The sequence below is a fragment of the Marinomonas sp. HM11-D genome, from assembly GCF_057626615.1.
On record NZ_JBMMKT010000004.1, the window covers coordinates 191,179 to 210,895 of the forward strand.

Genomic DNA, 19,717 nt, shown 5'->3' on the forward strand with positions numbered 1-19,717 from the left:
CTAATTTCTAATTTTTGGCTGGTTATTAAAGGAGCTATTCGGAGTGATTGTTTTAACAAGGATTGATTTAGAAAACCTTAATGTAAAATTTTATCCTCGAGACATAAACCCTAAGGATTACGCTTTAACTAAATACCAATCATGGAACTAAAAAATTACTGATAAGTTCATTTAAATGATTTAATCACCATACTATTTCGGCCCTGTGCTTTAGCCTCATATAAAAGCTCATCACTTTGCTCAATCAGTTGCTTTAACTGTATTGATTCAGGATTTTGGCAAAATACAGCACCAGCACTTAAGGTGACATAGTCACTACATTGGGACGATTCGTGAGGGATCTTTAGCGCATGTACCGCTTCGAAAACTGATTCAATTAATGATTTAAGCTCTTCTAGAGACGTGCCAGAAACTGCCAGTATAAACTCTTCACCACCGTAGCGGGCAAAGACTCTAAACTCCTTACCTATTGTGGTTTTCATAATATTAGAAACTTCCTTCAAGCAATCATCTCCCGCCAGGTGGCCATATCGATCATTAAAATTCTTGAAGTAATCAATATCAAACATCACGACGCTGATGGCAGTTTGAGTTTGCAGACTGTGCGAAAACAAAGCTTCGCCCTGATCATCAAAGTAACGACGATTATGAATTCCTGTCAGCCCATCTAGATTTGCCGATCGCTTAAGAGCGTCTGCTTGAAATTTAAGCGTTAAGTGGGCCTTTACGCGCTTGGAAAGAGTTAGCTGATTGATGGGTTTCTGTACGAAATCCACGCCACCTGCTTCCCAGCACTCGACTTCCTGCTCAGGCTCCGTAAAAGACGTAATAAATATAATTGGGATATCAGCGTATACCGGATCCGCCTTCAATATGCGGCACAGCTCTAGACCTGACAATTCAGGCATATACACGTCTAGTAAAATAATATCCGGGCGTCGAGTCTTAATCAGCTCAAGCGCCTCAGCACCGGAACGAGCCATATAGACGTTATAGTCATTGTGCAAAACTTGATAAATCAGCTGGATATTGGATGCTTGATCATCCACTACCAGCACATCGGCCAAGTTAAAATTGAACAATTCCATTACTGTGACCCTTTTATATAATTGTGTAGTTCTGCGGCCGCGGCTTTAAAATCCAGTGCCTGCATCGCAGCCTTTATCTGTTCTAGCGCCGCTATCTCGTCAGGACTCGCCTGTACCTTCATCATCTCATAGACACTGGTGGCACGCATATTTGAACTTTCCAGTAGCGCAATCAACTGCTCCAAGGAAAAGCTCGGCGTTTGACTGTATTCATCGGCTACATGCGTAGCGCTTGTAATACTTTGGTTTAAAACAGATTGAATGGCAACTACAGCCTCATGGTAAAGAGTGTCAAGTTGCTCAATTTGAGCACTAAAATCTGTTACTTCACCTTCTTTTACTTTTTTCTCCAGTGCCAGCATAGCGCCACTAAGGTGTTCCGCACCAATCGCCGCGGCAGAACCTTTTAACGAATGTAACAGCCTTTTTGCCAATTCAAAGGTATCGTCATCCCCATCGATTTCCCGTGGCATAGAAGCCATCAACTCTTTCGATTCACGCAAAAAAGCTTCCAGTGATATGTGATATAGCTCTACATTGTTGCCCATTCTTATCAAGGCCGCTTGCGTATCCAGTGTTGGTGCAGAATCCTGTGGACTGAGCGCATTTGAATTCGCAGCGCAGCTCTCTATTCCGTTAGTGGCATTAATATGTTTCAAGATTAGCTCCACAAGTTGCTTAATTTGAAAGGGTTTACTTACGTGAGCATTCATACCCGCTGCTTCGGCTAATTCGCGATCTGATGTCAATGCATTGGCCGTCATCGCAATAATGGGGGTCTGTTGTGACATTGCTCGAATCGCCTTGGCTGCGTCATAACCATCCATCACCGGCATTTGAATGTCCATCAGCACTAAATCAAACGGGTTACGAGCAAATAGATCAACAGCCTCTTGGCCATTGTTTGCGATAACCACCCTAGCCCCTTCTGCTTGCAAGAGTTCCTTGGCAATCAGCTGGTTGGTGGCATTGTCTTCCGCTAACAGCAGCGTTAATCCATTTAAAGGCAATGTTTCTAGCTTTTCGACCACACTGCGCTCATCCTGACTAGGATGGAATTCCAGTAAAGATTCTGCCAAGCGTTTTGCTGTTACTGGCTTCCTTAAATAAATAGGATTTTCTTCTGGCGACTCAAGCTCATCATATTCATTCGATAAAATAACAATTTTTCCCTTAAAACAAGTGCCATCAAGTTTGTTATTGATTGTTTTTAATGGATTTTTCTCATTTTCAATCATTCCCTCATCGATCATTATCATATCGACAGGAGTAGAATTGTCGGCACTGTTTTGTAACTTAACCAGCATCTCACTCAAGTTGTCTGCGACGATCGACTGCCAACCCAATACTGTAATCGCATGCGCAGTGGCCTTTGCCAAATCTTCGTTATGAGCCAGTAGTAAGACGCATTTTGCCGATAAACAAAAGGTATTAGATAGAGGTTTCTCAGGCGTTTGATAAGGAATCGATAGGTAAAACTGCGTGCCATGACCAAGTTCACTTTGAAATGACAGGTTACCGCCCATCAACTCAACTAGGCGTTTGCTGATGACTAACCCAAGCCCTGTGCCACCGTACTGACGCACGGTTGAAGCTTGCGCTTGACTAAAGGCCTTAAACAAACGTTGCTGTTTCTCTGGTTCAATGCCAATACCTGTATCAATCACTTCAACCAATAATTCTGATGTAAGAGAACCCTTGAATCTCAAAATCACCTGACCATGGGCGGTAAACTTCAGCGCATTACCAGCAAGGTTTAAAATTACCTGTTGTAAGCGCAATGAATCCATAACGATTTCATGTGGCAGTTTGGGGTCAAGATCGACGATTAACTCAATGTTCTTATCGCCTTTACTGGCGATTAATATACTCACCAACACTTCGATCAAATCCGCTAAAACAAACGGTTGAGGATCAAGTTCGAGACGTCCCGCCTCCATTTTGGAAAAGTCTAGAATGTCATTCAATATCGCTAACAACGTCTTCGCAGCACTATCCGATCGATCAATGTAATCTTTTTGTAGATCATTTAGGCCGGTACGTCGCATCAACTCAAGAGTACCAATGACGGCGTTTAATGGTGTGCGTATTTCATGACTCATATTAGCGACAAACTCTGACTTGGTACGGTTCGCAAGGTCCGCAGCGTTCTTCGCTTCTTTTAAGGCATTCTCATAGCTGATCTGCTGACTCACATCTTGGTTAATACCAATGACTGCCGCAGAATTGTGATAGTTGCTGCTTTCCAGGGAAGCTGTCGCATGAATGGTTTTACGTGTTCCCTGAGGAGTGATCACATCAAACAAGATGTCGGCTTCGGTGCCACCACTGACTAGCTGCTGAAAATGGCTCAGTGCCCGCTCTCGATCTTCTTCTACCACCATATTGGACCAAGCATCGAACTCGATTGGGATAGAGCTATCCATATCATAGATCTCATACATTTTCGGGTTCCAATAAATGGAGTTATCACTGAGATCCCAGCTCCACACACCGAGGTTTGCAATTTCTGATGCCTTCGTAAGCTGGTCCTTAAAAGCGACCAATTGCTGACGTTGCTCAATTAGCTCTGTGATATTGGTAATCATGCCTAAATAACCGGTAATCTCACCGCGATCATTATAAAAGGCCGAAGCACACAAATAGACCGGGACTCGCTCACCTGATCGAGTAATGTAGGTCCATTCATGTTCATTTTTTAAGCCAAGCCGTGTTTTGACAACAAATACATCAAAACCTGGCTCAATCGGCATGTTTAATTCGGCGCTGAGCTCTTTTGCCCGAACCATAATTTCCGCTTCGTCATGGAAAAGCGCTGGCGTGCATTTACCAACCACCTCTTCTTTGGCATAACCCAACAGGCTTTCTGCGGCAGGATTAAAATGAGTAATAACCCCGTTAAGATCGGTTGCAATCACGAGGTTCTCACCCGTGGTTAGAATCGCCTCCTGCAGGGCAGATGACTCTTGTAGCTCTTGAGTTCTTGCTTCGATTTGCTTTTGTAGTGATACGTTAAGGTCATGCAACTCCTTTGCGATGGCCTTCTGCTCAGTCATATCACGAATGATTTCGGATACTCCGACAATGTCGCCACGCTCGTTTCGAATAGCAGATGCCGATAAAGAAACATCAATATTACGACCGTCCCTGTGCTTTCGCGTTGTTTCGTAGGGTTTTATATTCTGACCAGAAAGTAGTTGCTGGCGGATTTTACTCTCATCTTTCTCACGCCCGAGCGACCATATGATCTCTGAACTTTTTTGACCGATGACCTCTTCCGGATAGTAACCAAACATTTGCTCAGCACTGGAGTTCCAACTATTAATAATGCCTTCAATTGACACACCAACAATGGCATCTTGGCTACTCTTGATGATGGCCGCATTCTTTGATTCATTGATAACTAACGCCGCCTTTTGCTTTATATTATTTTTTTGTAAGTAGTAAATAACCAGAAAAACAACACATAAAACAATCAACGCTGCCATTGTTGTTACAGCATCAAGGAAGGCATGTAATCTCGCTGTATGATCTTGATTAATAAGCACTATGCTTATGTAATCAGATTTGTTGAGTGGCACCGAAGCCCGCCCATGTAGATAATGGGAGTCTGTCAATTGATCCACAATAAAATCTGAAAATCCTTTACTCGCCGCGGGTATTTCTGCCAAAGCCAACAGCAGACCATTACGGCTATCAAGCACATTTAAACCAATCTCAGGACTGATTTCTGCTTTGAGTTGATCAAAAATTGGTTGCAGACTCACTTCCATCAAAAGAACACCAAATAGTCGCTCTTCTTGGTCGAAGATTTTGACCGCCATCAGCAGTCGATTTGCTGGTGTATTTTTTGATGCTTTGACTAGCCCAGAGATGAACACATGATCTAGGTTCGAATTTAAAACCTCTTGGATAAATTGCTTCTGTTTCTCAACTTCTAAGCGGGTGACATTGGATTCGTTTTGCTGTGCTACATTGACCAACTCTTGCCATGCATTTTGAGTGTGAATATAACGAACTTGTAGAATATTAGGCTGACTATCTAGATACGTATGAAAAATTGAGCTGAGTCGCCCTTGCCACATAGCAGTGGTACTGGAATCCAATGGATCACTATTGTGATGTTGCAAAGCCCGCTGAATACCTTGAATGGGAGGCGTTGACTTTAAAATAGAGAGATCGCCCTTTAAATCATCGAGCTTGGCAGAAATAAACCCAGTATGCGCATTTGCCTCAAGCTGCAATGATGACTTGATTTGCTTTGAGAGTTGACCGTAATTGTCTAAATATATTGAGTAGCCAAAGCCGTATATGGCGACTAATAAGAACGTAACAAGTACATATTTAATGATGCCAATGCTCTTCAACGCCCTTCTCCCGCAACCAGTCAATACAACGAATTCTAACGTCAAACCTGAGCAAAGATTGTGTGATGCTGTAAGCAGAAAGTAACTTTTTGAATCCGGTATGGCAGTGCCAATTATTCAATATGCCAGCCGCCACTTAAGCTTTAACCAGCAGATCACATAAAGCAAACAAATCATCAGAGAGGAGCTAACGCAGGTTAGACACTGTTACATTTTTATACGATTAACTAATGTCTGTATTTCTAGAATGTGTATACATTTAAGTAATAAAAACTAATATAACTCAAACCATTATGCACCATTTCTCAGATTACAGAGTTAAAGCGTTTCTTGTGTTTGCGGCTCTGTATTGGATCGCGGCCTTATTCACCATAGAACATTTAAGTGACCTTGCTGTAGAGCAGGCTCTGAAAAAGCAGCAACACTCCCTGCAAAGTGATGTAGCGATATCACGCTCAAAAATCGAATCCGCTATTTATGAAGACATTTATGCGGCTGATGCCCTTTCGATCATTCTTGAATACGACGCTAATATTGTGACTCAGCAGTGGGATTCGCTCGCCCAACAATTGATTCAAAAGTCGACGAACACACGTAACATTGGAGTTGCACCCAATGACATTATTCAATACGTCTACCCCCTTGAGGGCAACCAGGCCGCACTTGGGCTAAATTTTAGAAGCGTCCCCCAGCAATACCGAGCTGTTCAAAAAGCGATGCAGATGCAATCCGTTTACCTAGATGGACCACTTGAATTAGTACAAGGGGGAAAAGCAATCATCGCCCGCTACCCTATCTTCTTGGATCGCCCAATCAATAAACATTACTGGGGAACCGTCAGTGTGGTGTTGAACTTTGATAAGATTCTTAACAGCAGTCAGCTAAGTAACATCGATTACGCCGATGTTGCAGTCACGCGTCTAAACCTCGATGACCAACAACAAATTATTTATGGCGATCTTGCGACGTTTGAAAGTCCCGATGTGCTCTTACCCATTAACTTGCCCAACACGCAATGGCAACTCGCTGCTAAATTACACAATTGGCAACTTCCGGAAGTAAAACAAGCCAATACCATTACTAACTTGTTTGCTTTTAGCGGCGCCGCCGTTCTATTTATCTCAATCTATATTCTTTTTCGCGCCTATCGAGTTGCCCATAACGCTGCGTTATTGGACGATTTAACCCATCTACCGAACAGACGTCTCTTCTACGCTAAACTTGCCAAAAGACTTCGAAGAGCGCCTTACGAAGGAAACTTTGCCGTGCTTAATATTGACGTTAACCACTTCAAAAGAATCAATGATGAATTAGGACATGACGCAGGTGACGATCTACTTCGTTATTTGGCAAAACATTTGTCCAGCGTGCTAAATGAAAAGGACTTGGTTGCAAGAATGGGAGGCGATGAGTTTGTTATTTTACTCGATAAGCAAGACAGCATTGACAACACGATCCACCAAGTTAATCAGACTTTGACGCAAACCCCATTCCATTGGAAAGCAACCAGTTTGCCTATTTCCTTAAGCATTGGTCATGCGACCTATCATGGGCAATCAGTTGATGATCTGCTCACTGAAGCGGATAGGCACATGTATCAACAAAAACAACGCCTCAAGGAGGCCGCTTCGGACTCTGACTATATTATCTAAGCAAAATAGCCAGTGGATACAAAAGCCTAGGGCAAGACGTACTTTAGTCTTATCTCACCGTAAATAAGTTAGTTTTACTAACGACCTATGGTAATTTCTACGCTCTATTTGGATTCATTTTAAGGAGTACAAAATGAGCCTTATTTGCGAGCTGAGCGATTTACAGCGCTTATACCATAAGCGCGTCCCCAAAATGTTTCAGGGATACTGTGAATCTGGCTCTTGGACGCAACAAACCTTGGCGCTGAATAAATCAGATTTCAATCAGATCTTGTTTCGTCAGCGAGTCGCGCGGGATTTAGAACCTCGCTCGTTAAGAAGCACGCTGGTTGGCCAAGATGTGAAAATGCCCTTAGCCATTGCCCCAGTAGGATTGCTTGGCATGCAGCATGCTGATGGTGAAATTCTTGCCGCCCAAGCCGCTGAAGAGTTCGGTGTACCTTTTACACTTTCGACCATGAGCATCTGCTCAATTGAAGCCGTCGCGGCGAAAACGCAAAAGCCATTTTGGTTTCAGCTCTATGTACAAAAAGATCGAGATTTCACTAAGAAACTAATCGATCGTGCTAAAGCCGCTGGCTGCTCTGCGCTGGTTGTTACGCTAGACCTGCAAATGATTGGCCGTCGTCATGCCGACCACCGTAATGGTATGACAGCGCCACCACGCCTAACGCTACCAAATATTATCGACATTGCACGCCGACCACGCTGGGCATTGGATATGTTGAAAACTGAGAACCGTCAGTTTGGCAATATTCAGGGCTGTGCCACTGGCGTTGATGACATGCATGACTTGATGAAATGGACCGCGAGCTCGTTTGATACCAAGTTAAGCTGGGACGACATTCGTTACTTCCGTGATATTTGGCAAGGACCGCTAATTATCAAGGGCATTATGGAAGTGGAAGACGCCAAGGAATGTGTCAAATTAGGCGCCGATGCCATCGTCGTATCCAATCATGGTGGTCGCCAATTAGACGGCACCCGCTCTACCATCACCACACTGCCAGAAATCGTTGCTGCGGTGGGGGATCAAATCGAAGTTTGGCTCGATAGCGGTATCCGCAGTGGCCAAGACATCATTCGCGCCAAAGCATTAGGTGCCAAAGGTGTGATGGTCGGTCGACCTATGGTGTACGGATTGGGTGCAATGGGTAAACAAGGCGTGTCGAAAATGTTGCAAATCTTCCACGAAGAAGCGGAGCTGACCATGGCTTTTATCGGCCATCGTGACATCAGCCAAATCAGTCGTGAGGATATTGTGTTTCAGCGCGACGCCTTCGCTAACGTTTAGTTTTTCTAAATGGCAACTGAAACCGTCGGTTGCCGTTCACTCAATTTACAAAGTCACACCACCGCTCACTTCTAACGTTGCACCATTGACGTAACTCGCTTCATCCGACGCTAAAAAAGCGTACACATTGGCCAATTCTTCTGGCTTGCCAATACGTTTTTGCCAACAGGATGATTCAATCTGCTGCAAGATATGTTCAGGAACAGTGTTTAAAATATCCGTCGCTACCGCCCCAGGCACTACGGTATTGACGCGAATACCTTTTGGTCCTAGTTCTCTGGCCCAAGTCTTGGTTAAGCCTAAGATCGCAGCCTTAGAGGCGGAGTAGTTGGTTTGACCGAAGTTACCAAATAAGCCGGAGATACTAGAGGTGTTGACGATCGAGCCAGACTTTTGCGCCACCATGACTTCCGCCACCGCTTGGGTACAATTAAAAACACCTTTTAGATTAACGGCGATAACCTGATCAAACTGATCTTCGGTCATTTTCAATAAGGTGGCATCTTGGGTGATGCCCGCATTATTGACTAACACATCAATACGAGCGTATTTCTCTTTCAACGCATCGACCATGGCGTTAACAGAAGCGCGGTCTGCCACGTTTACGGCAAAACCTTCTGCTTGGTAACCTTGTTCCTGCAACTTGGCGACCGCTAACTCAACTTTCTCTGCCTGGATATCACACACCACCACAATAGCACCTTCAGCGCCGAACTTTTCTGCTGCCGCATAACCAATACCGCTAGCAGAGCCTGTAATGATGGAGACCTTATTCTTTAAACGCATCTTATCTTCCTTTGTTTTTATTATGAAATGGTTCAAAGATAGTAACGCGCGATCCAAACAATGGGTACAAAAAAGCCAGTCATGTGACTGGCTTTGCTACTACATATCCGAGAGTCTATTTGAAGACTGCACCATACGCTTGATCTCATGCTCTTCCATGGAGCTCAATGCACTGAGCATTTCTTTGGTAGACGTCGTCTCGGCGCGTGACGCCAAGTAACGATAAAGCTCAATCACCTGCTGATGTTGATCAATCACCACATCCATAATCTGTACCGCATCCAGTTCAGAAAAGGGTGCGTTAGCATGTGATCGTCTAGTAATAGGATATTTCTGCACGTATTCGTAACACCAAGTATTCAGTACGCTCTCTTTTCCATTTTGCTCAAATCCCTCGATCACCTTGGTCAGTTGAGCTTCATGATCAGCCAAATAGCTGAGTATCATTTTGGCGCGCTCATCAGTACTTGTTGCCGCTTCTTGAGATAAACATTCACTTAACTGTTTGTGGAAAGTTTCAGTCCAACTTAAAACGTCTCTTAATGTTTCAATGGCCATACAATCGCCCCCACCTACTTACGGATTCCATTAACTGAATCAGAATTTACAGCTGCTTCGATCCCTATGCAGATGTCGTGTAAAAGTAAGTATTGTTCCGAATACAGTGTTCAACAAGCCAATATACTGACTCATGACAATCACTGCTGAATTTGGGGCGTTTGGAAAACTAACTTGACGGTCGCAATTCTAATAGCGTGTCTTTCACTGCGTCGATCTCGGTTTCATTAAGCGCTTCAGTGGCCAAAATCAGTTCAGCCAAGGCTTCATTATCACAATAGAAATACGCCACTGGCACAGATAGCGCATCGGCCATTCTTTTTGCCATAGTAAAATCTGGTGCATGCTTCCCTGTTTCATATTGACTGATACGCGCCGTACCGTGGGATCGGTCGTATCCTAAAACCGTACTGAGTTGTTCTTGAGTAAAGTTAGCAAGTTTACGTGCGTGTTTAAGACGAGTTGGTAATGGACTTTGCATCATTCACAGCCTAAGAATGTCGAAAATGAATGCTTAGAATAGAATGTCAGAGATCGTAATGAAAACTATAAAGGGGATAAAAGCGAGATAACAAGAGGAGAAAAAATTAAGGTGGCATCTCCACCAGCCTCACCTCGGCACACGAGTCCACCGCTGTGGCTGCTTCCTTCCGGACCTGACCAGATTCACGGTTTATCGTTGCGAGGGGACCAGCGGAGACACCATAGAGGAGGTCCCGATGACCTTGGCGAGCCATTATACGCATCCAAATCGGAAGTGCAACAGATGTATTATATTTTTCAGTCACTTAGCGCGAGTTTTTCGATTTGTGTTTTATTTGACACCTTTTGTTGTCGGACGTTGGTATCCTTGTGCGCTTCTAGTAACATAGCCGCCAGTAAATTTTTGAGGATATATCGTTGAAGCTGTTTGTTAAGAACTTAACCCACGTCGACCTTTCTTACTTCTGCCCTGTGCGTGGAGTATTGGGCGAAAGTTGGCAAGCCGATATCGTGCTAACAGGGAAGCTAAACGATGAAAGCATGGTGTGCGATTTCAGCATTGTGAAGAAGATGATTAAGCAATGGCTGGATGCGCATTTAGATCACACCCTTGCTGTGCCTGCACAACACCCGAATACAGTTCTAGAGCCACTAGAAGAAGATCGTGTGCGTTTTGCTTTTAAGCATGACAACGGACAACGCTTTGAATGCAACGCACCGAGCCAAGCGATTGCGCAATTACCGATGGCAGAAATCACCCCAGAACAAGCAGCGAAATGGGTCGAAGATCAGATTTTAGATCTACTGCCAGCTGAGTTAGAGGCCGTGTCGGTACGTTTCCATCCAGAAGCGACGAATGAAGCCCACTACCAATACAGCCATGGTCTAAAGAAACACGCGGGCAACTGCCAACGTATCGCCCATGGTCATCGCTCTGTGATTGAGATTTACCGTAATGGTGAGCGAGATCGTACTCTTGAACAAGATTGGTCGGAACGCTGGAAAGATATTTATCTTGGTACGCAAGAAGATCTAATTGGCATCATCGAAGAGAACGGTCAGCGTTACCACCACTTTAGCTACGCGGCTAATCAAGGCATGTTTGAACTGATTATTCGTAGTTCACAGGTATACATGCTGTCCTGTGACACGACAGTTGAGTCCCTATCAGCGCACATCGCTGATCAACTCGCAAAAGAAAACAAGGGCGACACCATCGAAGTGCACGCCTTCGAAGGCATCGGCAAAGGTGCTATCTCCGAAGCAAAGGTTGAGAAATGAGTTTAAAAGCATTTGAAATGTCGCCAAAAGGCACTGAGCTAGATCTAGACGAAGTGCTGGCCAATTTAAAAACCGATCAAGACGGCTTGATCGCGGCGATTGCTCAGCAACACGACACTAAAGAAGTACTAATGCTGGCGTACATGAATGAAAAATCCATTCGTGAATCCCTAGAAACAGGCCAAGTATGCTATTGGTCGCGCTCACGCCAAACCTACTGGCGTAAGGGCGAAAGCTCTGGTCACCGCCAACGCCTAGTATCGATGGCCTTTGACTGCGATGGCGATGCTATCCTGTTGCAAGTAGATCAGCAAGGTCCAGCTTGCCACACCAACCGCCGTGACTGCTTCTTCTTTGAAGTCAAAGATGGCAAAGTTCGTATTGAATCGGATCCTCAATAAGAGAATCTTCCAGCCCGTTTTTATTCTTAAAAACGGGCATTCTCTTTAGCCCATCTGCGAAACAATTGGTTGCTTGTCTTAACAAATCCCCTCTACAAACCGCCCTTCTTTGCACAGATCTTGCTAGCAAGATGACTAAGTTTAAGGTGTAATAAAAACCTGCGAGTCTACAGGAATCTTGTCTCCTGTTTCCCTGCTTTACCACGTTGGAGTGATTATGTGTCGTTGGATGGCCTACCAAGGAAGCCCAGTTTATTTAGATCAATGGTTATTTGAACCGGATCATTCCTTAATCCATCAAAGCTTGAGCGCTAAAAAATCTGAAGTGACCGTGAATGCGGACGGTTTCGGTCTTGGCTGGTATGACGAGCGCGAAGAACCAGGGCAATATCATGAGATTTTGCCTGCTTGGAGCGACTGTAACCTTAAAAGCTTAGCGCGACACATTAAAAGCCCGCTGTTTTTTGCTCATGTTCGTGCCTCAACCGGCACTTCTACAGCACGCACCAACTGTCATCCATTTGGCTACAAAAATTGGCTGTTTATGCACAACGGCCAGATTGGCCAATACGAGCAAGTACGCTGGCAAATCGATCGTTGGATCCCAGAGCATCTATACAGCCACCGCCGCGGTAGCACCGATTCAGAAGCCATTTTCTTGCTCATGGTTGCCAATGGTTTGGACGAAGATCCTGTTCAGGCGGTACAGACCACTTTGCAACAGATCTTAAATCTTATGCGTGAAAAAGGCCTCGAAGAACCACTGCGCTTTACCAGTATGCTATCAAATGGCCGAGATATGTGGGCAGTACGCTTTTCCAGTGACGAACACGCCCCTTCGCTTTATTACAAACAATTCGGTGAGCACGTAGTAGTGGGCTCTGAACCATTAGATATTTCCGGTCATGGCTGGCAGTTAGTCGAACCGGGACACATGGTGAAAGTCGGCATCAATCACTATCACAGTGATGCATTGAGACTGGATCTTTAGCCCTACCCATAAAAAATTTGAATATCACACGACGTCCGTCAATGAGCTTGTAAAAACCCTGTCACCAAGACAAACAAATAACGCCATTGACATAAAATTGCACTAGCTTGCTAGGTATTCCAACACAAGTAAGGAGAATGGGAATGGTAGATTTCGATCTGAAAGGTAAAGTGGCGGTTGTCACAGGTGGTGCCGCAGGGATTGGCTTAGCTTGTGCCGAAATACTTGCACGCTCTGGCTCCGCAGTGGCCATTTGGGATTTGAACGATGAAGATCTACAGAAAGCTCAAGACTATTTATCAGAGTTTGAAGATCAGATTCTGACTGTCGAAGTCGACGTGACGGAATCGTCTTCTGTTGATGCCGCCATGCGTGTCACGGTTGAAGAGTTCGGTCGTTTAGACATCCTAGTGAACAATGCTGGCATCGGTGCCAATCTAAAAGATGTGTCTGTACTAAGTGATGAAGAATGGCACAAGGTGACCGGTGTGAACCTTGATGGCGTGTTCTACTGCCAACGTGCCGCTTTGAAATATATGAAACAGTCTCAATCCGGCAGCATCATTAATATGGCCTCTATTCTTGGCCAAGTGGGCTTTGCTATGGGCTCTGAATACGTGGCAGCAAAACACGCTGTGGTCGGCTTGACCAAAAGCGCCGCAGTAGAATTTGCCGAACAAGGTATTCGCATCAATTCAGTTGGTCCTGCGTTTATTCATACCAACATGGTAGATGGCTCAATGGATCAGGAGACTCTCGACCTACTGACTTCTAAGCACCCAATGAAACGTATGGGTAAGCCAGAGGAAGTGGCTAACTTAGTTGCCTTCTTAGCCAGCGATGCCGCGTCTTTCTGTACCGGTGCTTATTACCCAGTGGACGGTGGCTACTTAGCCCTGTAACACACTGATTAAGCCACCCAATAAAAATGCGCCCTTTCTCTCGAAACGGCGCATTTTTTTTACAGCACGATTATCTTCATAAAACGGCTATGCTGACTCTTTCTCACGATAAGCGTATGTGGCGTCAAAACGGGATTGAATCCAATCACCACTATAAATCGGCTCGTATTTCGCTGGTTTCTCAGTGCTCTGACAAGTCGGTACGCAAGCAACTGTCGTTTCGTAGTCTGGTTCCACAAAGAACGGGAAGGAATAACGGTGCACGCCGGATTGTGAAGCACGCACACGATGGGCGGTAGAAACGTACTCGTCGTTGGTCCAACGCTGCATCAAATCACCGATATTGACCACCAAAGCACCTTCCATGGGCGTGGCTTGCAGCCATTCACCGTTGCGGTGCTTAACTTCCAAACCACCAATATCGTCTTGTAGCAATAACGTGACACAGCCGTAGTCGGTATGGGCTCCAGCGCCGTTGTCATGATCGTCACTTGGACGTGGCGGGTAGTGAATCATACGCAGTACCGTGACATGATCTTTGAAGCACTTTGTAAAAAAGTCACTTTCCAACTTTAGCGCTTCAGCCATCGCCATCAGCAGCTGTTGTGCCACACCAAACGCCATCACGTAGTAATCCTGTAGAGTTTCTAACACCACAGGATCGCTAGGGTTTTGGTTCGGACCATACATTTTCGGGTATTTCGCGGCTAACGGATGATCCGCAGGGAGATCCAATGCCATATCGAAGGTTTCTTTCCAATCGGCCTTATTCACTTCATCCAGCTGTTCCTCGCCGACTGCGCCGTAGCCGCGGTGGTTTAGACTGTTCTTGATATCGATCTTAAGCTTTTCTTCCAGCGGCGTTTCAAAGAAACGTTTCGCCGCCTTCATGATGCGCTTAATCAACGCAATATCGATGTCAGTATTGATCAGGTAGAAGAAACCGATTTCACGGCAGGCCGTGTCCAGAAATTGTATTTCCTTGGCGCGCTCTGCTTTATCTGGACTGGTAAGTTTCGAATAATCGATTAATGGAATACCCATTGTTTGCTCCGGTTATGCTTCATTATTGCGATTGGCTAGCCGTACTAACCGTGTATGTTTTGGGTTAAAACGCTTTAAGCCTTCTTCTGCGAAGTCGACATAAATCATACGTTTACCAGTGGTTTCTTGGCGTACCACTACTCCTTGCCCATACTGTTCATGACGAACCTTGTCACCGGCTTTCAAATCGCCTTTGACGGTGTTACTGCTTTGCTTGAAAGTCACATTGGGCGCGTCATCCCCTAACTCCGCTAAGTACTTTTTCAAGGGTTCATCTAGATCAGCACTGAGCTCCAACTCAGCTTTATCATGCCAATGATGGCCCATCTTCTGAATCGGTACTGGCTGCGCCTCATAGACAAAGCGGCTCATGGCACCTGAACGAGCGGCACCGGCCAACAGGCCACCTTTGCTTAGACGTCGTACATCTTCCCCTGAAGGACTTTCAAGGAACACCAAGCGCTTACGGGCTCGGGTCATGGCCACATAAAACAGTCGACGCTCCGCTTGCATCTCAGCCGCCGCTTGGCGATCAATGCTACTTAAGTCATCGTCATAGTATGGGAAACGCCCTTCTTGCAGGCCCGACATCATCACCAAATCAAACTCCAAACCTTTGGATTTGTGAATCGTCATTAGGTGCACCCCATGGGTGTGCTGTTGGTCCTGCTCGTTGAGTTTGACCAATTGTGCAATAATCGTCCCGGCATCGCTAGCCATGCCACGCACATAACTCAAAAAAGCTTCACAGGTGGCAATTTTTTCTTGGGTTTGAATATCTTTGCTGCTGGTATGCTCAAAATAACGATAAATACCGAGCTTATCTAAGGTCTGCAATAAGCCTTGGGCTGGGTCATTTTTATACATCGTCAAACTACGCAGCCAATCAGCTCGATCCGCAATCTTCTTCGCTTTCCAACCTTCGGTTTGATCCGCCATGCGTTCCAATAACTCGGGAATCAAATGGGGACTCTGACGTGCTTGAGTCAGTAAACGGGTGCGATCAGCACTGGCATTGGTGACATTCGGCACTGTTACTAAGTACTCCACATCCGCTTTGTCGTAGAACAAGCTGGTGTCATTTAGACCACCGGCCATCACCGACAGATACGCCATCAGCATACGAATTTGGCGGTTTTCCAATAACGGTGAATCACCGTGTAACTGATAGGGCACGCCCTTGTGCATCAAGGCCAGTTGCACTGGCACCATATCACTGTATAAACGCACCAACACGGCACAACTTTCTAAGTCACCGCCCTGCTCATGCCAGTTTTTGAGCTCACTCAATAGAGCACGACCAGGCAAATCCGAACGAGCAAAATCCACTTCCGTATTAGCGCCTTGGCCGATCACTAATTGCTCAGTCTGGTTCTGCGATACCACACAAGTCGCCATCATGCCGATACTATGACCAAAGCGAAAACTGCACGCTAAAGGATAGGTACTTACCTGAACGAAATCTTGGTCAAACTGCTCAGCCATGATTTCTGGTGCCGCGCCGCGCCACTCGTAAATACATTGCTGCACATCGCCGACGATCATCCAGCGCGCACGCGCTTGGTATAAAGCTTTAAGCAGTTCGTACTGACAGGGGTTTATGTCCTGAAACTCGTCGATCAACAGATATTCATAGTCTGGCGCTAAAGTCTGGATCAGATGACGCTGCTCAGTGCTGGACTGCTGAATCAGCGCAAAGGGATCCGCCAATAAATCAGCAAAGAAGCGTAAGTTAGATTGTTTTCGCAGGCTTTCCAGGTGCTCATATAAAGCGACAAAGTGACGGCATTCTTTGGACCAGTTACCGGCTTCAAACACTTCCGCTGGCGTGATGCTCGCGGCTTTCACTTGATCAACAAATAATAAAAAGTCTTCTAGCCAATCACGCTCATCGTGCATCTCCACTTCTAAGTTTTGACGCATTAAACGGTGGCGTGCCTCACGAATGAGCTTGATCATTGAGAACTCATCGGTGACCAGCTTCGCCGTCGACAGCAAATTACGCTGCTCCAAACGCTTAGCCAGACGCATACCAAAAGCATGGAAGGTCATCACATTAGGCATGCGAGCAGTACCCAGCGAACTCATAGCCTTACTTAAACGGCCAGAGAACTCTTCTTGAGCGCTTTTGTTAAACATAAACACGCCAATTTTCTCGGCGGCAACACCCTGTTCGAGCAAGTGCTGGATACGGCCAATCAGCGTGGTGCTTTTACCTGCCCCCGCGACCGCAATGACTTTGGCATGACCGCTTAAGTCATGTTGAATGACCGCGGATTGCTCCGCGGTATAAGAATACTCAGACACGTTCACCTACTATCTGTGACGTTTTAATCTTCAAACAAATGGCCAATTTCGCGGAAGGCTAAGTGCTCACGACCAGCGATTTTGGCAATGGATTCCCCACACGCCACCAAGCGACGCTGAAAACGGGCAAAGAATACGCCATTGGCACGTGCAATTAACGGGTAAGCGCTGTTCATCACATCATCAGCCATAACATCCACCACTTCACCGATGACTTCACCCGCTTCGACCGGTTCGCCCAACTCCTTATGGAAACAGGCGATGCCAGCGATCGGGGCTTTGACCAAATCCATGGCATCCAGCGGGAAGAAAGTGACCTCACTGGCATCAATTTTCGGCGCTTTACCTTTGACGACCTTGCGATAGGTTAGATACTTCATCAGAGCGCTGGCATCTTGCTCAGCCAACTCATGGGAAATATCGTTTTCACCACGTAATTCCAAGGTTAACGAGCGACAGCCCCACGGCATCAGATGGGCGTAATGAGCTTTCAAATGACGCCACACGCTAACGTTGGTTTCATCAAACGACAAGGCTCCAGTTTCCAGCTCAGACAGCGCTACTTTGGCTTTCATCAAACTCAGTAGCGGCGTGAAGTATTCTTCAAATTCCTGAGCGATGTAGGCATGCATACAGGCTTCACCAGAGCAATGCAGGTCGATCACTTCATCGGCATCCATCGACAGCGCCAACAAGGTTTTTCGCATGCCTTGAAGTTCGGTTAGCTCAGGCAGCGCCATTAATTCTTCACGAATGGCATCACGTACCAGCTGTACGTTTTCTTCCACATCACCGGTGATTTTGTCTTTTACCAGTCGTTCGACTTTTTCACCCAGCTGTGGCCAGTTGCGGTTAAAGTTACCGCCGCCATCGGAAAAGGCAAATCGCCCCGGAATATAGCCATGGAAATTTTGCCCCAGACCAATCGGGTTACACACGGGCACTATGATGATTTCGCCTTTGATCAGTCCTTCTTCATCGGCTTTGATCAACTTCTTGATGAGGGTATTCAGGACCAAGAATCCTGGCCATTCATCCGCATGTAAGCCAGCTTGCAAGTAAATCTTAGGACGAGCACCCGTTTCACCAAAGTGATGGGCTTTTAAAATTCGGTGGGTCCCAGGGGTAGCACTGGGCAGAGTGTGAGAATACAACTGATAACTCATGATCTCATCTATCCTTTGTAACGTACCTGAAATTATAAAATCAGATAAAAATTTTGCATGGCGTCATGGTACGCTAAAGCGTAGATGAATAAAAAATAAATCCTTGTAAGAAAACGCCTTAGCCTGCGTCTAACGGATGATCCGCATCATAAAGGAGTCTTGGATGAAGTCATTTTTGCGCCTATCAACCAGCTGCCTACTAGTAAGTAGCTTTGCCCTTACCCCATTTGCTTTTGCTGAAGAAGAATTGACGGCTTGGCAAAAAACGCTTCAACAAGCTCAAGGCCAAACCGTTTATTGGAATGCTTGGGGCGGTGCGGACAATATTAATGCCTACATTGAATGGGTTGCCGATCAAGTTGAGCAAAACTACCAAGTCCATCTTAAGCATGTGCGCATCCAAGATACCGCCGACACTGTAAGCCGTGTACTGGCAGAGAAAACCGCAGGCAAAGATGAGAACGGCTCGGTGGATTTAATCTGGATCAATGGCGAGAACTTCCGCGCCATGAAAGACAATGACCTGCTGTTTGGCCCCTTTGCCAATGACCTACCGAACTACAAAGCCTTTATTAATCCAGAGGCACGCCAAAGCCTGACCCAAGACTTCGGCACATCGGTGGATGGCATGGAATCCCCTTGGGGCATGGCGCAAGTAATCTTTATGTACGATACGGAGTCGCTAGACACACCACCTCGTTCCATGCGCGAATTGCTCGACTACGCCAAGCAACATCCTGGCCGCATTACCTACCCAGAGCCGCCACAGTTTTTGGGCTCTACCTTTTTAAAACAAGCGTTGCATGAACTCATTATGAATCCTGAACTGCTTCAAAAGCCGGTCAGTTATGTGGATTTCGATGCGGTGACCGCGCCACTGTGGGCATTTTTAGACGAGTTACATCCTGTGGCTTGGCGACGAGGTTCAGCGTTTCCATCCAGTAGTGAAGAAATGATGCGTTTGCTGGATGACCGTGAAATTGATGTGGCGTTAAGCTTTGATGTCTCCGCCGCCTCAGTACAGATTGCCCAAGGCAATCTACCTGATACGGTGCGCTCTTATTTGTTTAGCCAAGGCACGATCGGTAATACCCATTTTGTTGCCATTCCCTATAACAGTAGCGCTACTGCTGGGGCGCAAGTGGTCGCCAATTACCTGCTATCACCTGAAGCTCAGGCCTATAAGCAAAACCCAACCGTCTGGGGCGATATGACGGTGCTGGATTATCGCAAACTAGCACCAGAGCAACAGGCGGCGTTTGATGCCTTACCGAAAGGCATTGCCACTTTAAGCCTTGAGGAACTGGGCACGACTTTGCCAGAACCACACAGTTCTTGGATGGAAGCGTTAGAAAGCGAATGGCGTAAGCGTTACGCTAACTAACGTGAATCTATCA

The 19,717-nt window shown here is 45.9% G+C and carries 15 protein-coding genes and 1 other RNA gene; 7 read left to right on the forward strand and 9 right to left on the reverse strand.

What is annotated here, in order from left to right; translation table 11 throughout:
• Positions 1-167 precede the first annotated feature (167 nt).
• Entirely contained in the window at positions 168-1,088 is a 921-nt protein-coding gene (locus ACOSVP_RS07645) for a diguanylate cyclase domain-containing protein (protein WP_487346904.1), read from the reverse strand.
• Positions 1,088-5,455 (reverse strand): PAS domain S-box protein, encoded by a 4,368-nt coding sequence (locus ACOSVP_RS07650; RefSeq protein WP_487346905.1) that lies wholly within the window; start codon positions 5,453-5,455, stop codon positions 1,088-1,090. The genes ACOSVP_RS07645 and ACOSVP_RS07650 overlap by 1 nt, the downstream gene beginning before the upstream one ends.
• Before the next feature lie 332 nt (positions 5,456-5,787).
• Between ACOSVP_RS07650 and ACOSVP_RS07655 the strand changes: the two genes are divergently transcribed.
• Both ACOSVP_RS07655 and ACOSVP_RS07660 read left to right on the forward strand, forming a co-directional pair.
• Positions 5,788-7,107, forward strand: a complete 1,320-nt coding sequence (locus ACOSVP_RS07655) for a diguanylate cyclase domain-containing protein (protein WP_487346906.1) — start codon at positions 5,788-5,790, stop codon at positions 7,105-7,107.
• A gap of 133 nt (positions 7,108-7,240) precedes the next feature.
• Positions 7,241-8,401, forward strand: a complete 1,161-nt coding sequence (locus ACOSVP_RS07660; protein ID WP_487346907.1) for an alpha-hydroxy acid oxidase — start codon at positions 7,241-7,243, stop codon at positions 8,399-8,401.
• 45 nt (positions 8,402-8,446) lie between these two features.
• Here the strand turns inward: ACOSVP_RS07660 and fabG are convergent, their stop codons facing one another.
• The 4 genes from fabG to ffs form a co-directional block, all read right to left on the reverse strand.
• A complete protein-coding gene (gene fabG / locus ACOSVP_RS07665; protein WP_487346908.1) occupies positions 8,447-9,187 on the reverse strand; it encodes a 3-oxoacyl-ACP reductase FabG in 741 nt (246 codons plus the stop codon).
• A 99-nt stretch (positions 9,188-9,286) separates the two neighbouring features.
• A complete protein-coding gene (locus tag ACOSVP_RS07670; RefSeq protein ID WP_487346909.1) occupies positions 9,287-9,745 on the reverse strand; it encodes a ferritin family protein in 459 nt (152 codons plus the stop codon).
• A gap of 169 nt (positions 9,746-9,914) precedes the next feature.
• On the reverse strand, positions 9,915-10,229 hold the full coding sequence (locus tag ACOSVP_RS07675) for a helix-turn-helix domain-containing protein (protein ID WP_487346910.1): 315 nt from the start codon (positions 10,227-10,229) through the stop codon (positions 9,915-9,917).
• A 115-nt stretch (positions 10,230-10,344) separates the two neighbouring features.
• An RNA gene (gene ffs / locus ACOSVP_RS07680) (signal recognition particle sRNA small type) lies at positions 10,345-10,441 on the reverse strand.
• A 204-nt stretch (positions 10,442-10,645) separates the two neighbouring features.
• Between ffs and ACOSVP_RS07685 the strand changes: the two genes are divergently transcribed.
• The 4 genes from ACOSVP_RS07685 to ACOSVP_RS07700 all read left to right on the forward strand — a co-directional run bounded on the left by ACOSVP_RS07685 (position 10,646) and on the right by ACOSVP_RS07700 (position 13,803).
• Entirely contained in the window at positions 10,646-11,509 is an 864-nt protein-coding gene (locus ACOSVP_RS07685) for a 6-carboxytetrahydropterin synthase (protein WP_487346911.1), read from the forward strand.
• Positions 11,506-11,910: a phosphoribosyl-AMP cyclohydrolase gene (gene hisI / locus ACOSVP_RS07690; RefSeq protein ID WP_487346912.1), complete on the forward strand. Its 405-nt coding sequence runs from the start codon at positions 11,506-11,508 to the stop codon at positions 11,908-11,910. The genes ACOSVP_RS07685 and hisI overlap by 4 nt, the downstream gene beginning before the upstream one ends.
• A 217-nt stretch (positions 11,911-12,127) precedes the next feature.
• Positions 12,128-12,901, forward strand: a complete 774-nt coding sequence (locus ACOSVP_RS07695) for a class II glutamine amidotransferase (RefSeq protein ID WP_487346913.1) — start codon at positions 12,128-12,130, stop codon at positions 12,899-12,901.
• Positions 12,902-13,044: 143 nt separating this feature from the next.
• A complete protein-coding gene (locus tag ACOSVP_RS07700) occupies positions 13,045-13,803 on the forward strand; it encodes an SDR family NAD(P)-dependent oxidoreductase (protein ID WP_487346914.1) in 759 nt (252 codons plus the stop codon).
• Between the two features lie 87 nt (positions 13,804-13,890).
• On the opposite strand, the gene ACOSVP_RS07705 is transcribed toward ACOSVP_RS07700, so the two are convergent.
• The 3 genes from ACOSVP_RS07705 to ACOSVP_RS07715 are packed head-to-tail and all read right to left on the reverse strand — an operon-like array spanning position 13,891 to position 18,320.
• Positions 13,891-14,847: an isopenicillin N synthase family dioxygenase gene (locus ACOSVP_RS07705; RefSeq protein ID WP_487346915.1), complete on the reverse strand. Its 957-nt coding sequence runs from the start codon at positions 14,845-14,847 to the stop codon at positions 13,891-13,893.
• 12 nt (positions 14,848-14,859) lie between these two features.
• On the reverse strand, positions 14,860-17,154 hold the full coding sequence (locus tag ACOSVP_RS07710) for an ATP-dependent helicase (RefSeq protein ID WP_487346916.1): 2,295 nt from the start codon (positions 17,152-17,154) through the stop codon (positions 14,860-14,862).
• A gap of 23 nt (positions 17,155-17,177) precedes the next feature.
• Positions 17,178-18,320, reverse strand: coding sequence for a succinylglutamate desuccinylase/aspartoacylase family protein (locus ACOSVP_RS07715; protein WP_487346917.1), 1,143 nt, complete (start codon positions 18,318-18,320; stop codon positions 17,178-17,180).
• Positions 18,321-18,483: 163 nt separating this feature from the next.
• Between ACOSVP_RS07715 and ACOSVP_RS07720 the strand changes: the two genes are divergently transcribed.
• A complete protein-coding gene (locus ACOSVP_RS07720; protein ID WP_487346918.1) occupies positions 18,484-19,704 on the forward strand; it encodes an ABC transporter substrate-binding protein in 1,221 nt (406 codons plus the stop codon).
• Positions 19,705-19,717: the final 13 nt, after the last annotated feature.

Coding starts and splice junctions, on each gene's coding strand:
- ACOSVP_RS07645 (WP_487346904.1), bottom strand. CDS start 1,088: ATGGAATTGTTCAATTTTAACTTGGCCGATGTGCTGGTAGTGGATGAT.
- ACOSVP_RS07660 (WP_487346907.1), top strand. CDS start 7,241: ATGAGCCTTATTTGCGAGCTGAGCGATTTACAGCGCTTATACCATAAG.
- fabG (WP_487346908.1), bottom strand. CDS start 9,187: ATGCGTTTAAAGAATAAGGTCTCCATCATTACAGGCTCTGCTAGCGGT.
- ACOSVP_RS07670 (WP_487346909.1), bottom strand. CDS start 9,745: ATGGCCATTGAAACATTAAGAGACGTTTTAAGTTGGACTGAAACTTTC.
- ACOSVP_RS07675 (WP_487346910.1), bottom strand. CDS start 10,229: ATGATGCAAAGTCCATTACCAACTCGTCTTAAACACGCACGTAAACTT.
- hisI (WP_487346912.1), top strand. CDS start 11,506: ATGAGTTTAAAAGCATTTGAAATGTCGCCAAAAGGCACTGAGCTAGAT.
- ACOSVP_RS07695 (WP_487346913.1), top strand. CDS start 12,128: ATGTGTCGTTGGATGGCCTACCAAGGAAGCCCAGTTTATTTAGATCAA.
- ACOSVP_RS07700 (WP_487346914.1), top strand. CDS start 13,045: ATGGTAGATTTCGATCTGAAAGGTAAAGTGGCGGTTGTCACAGGTGGT.
- ACOSVP_RS07705 (WP_487346915.1), bottom strand. CDS start 14,847: ATGGGTATTCCATTAATCGATTATTCGAAACTTACCAGTCCAGATAAA.
- ACOSVP_RS07715 (WP_487346917.1), bottom strand. CDS start 18,320: ATGAGTTATCAGTTGTATTCTCACACTCTGCCCAGTGCTACCCCTGGG.
- ACOSVP_RS07720 (WP_487346918.1), top strand. CDS start 18,484: ATGAAGTCATTTTTGCGCCTATCAACCAGCTGCCTACTAGTAAGTAGC.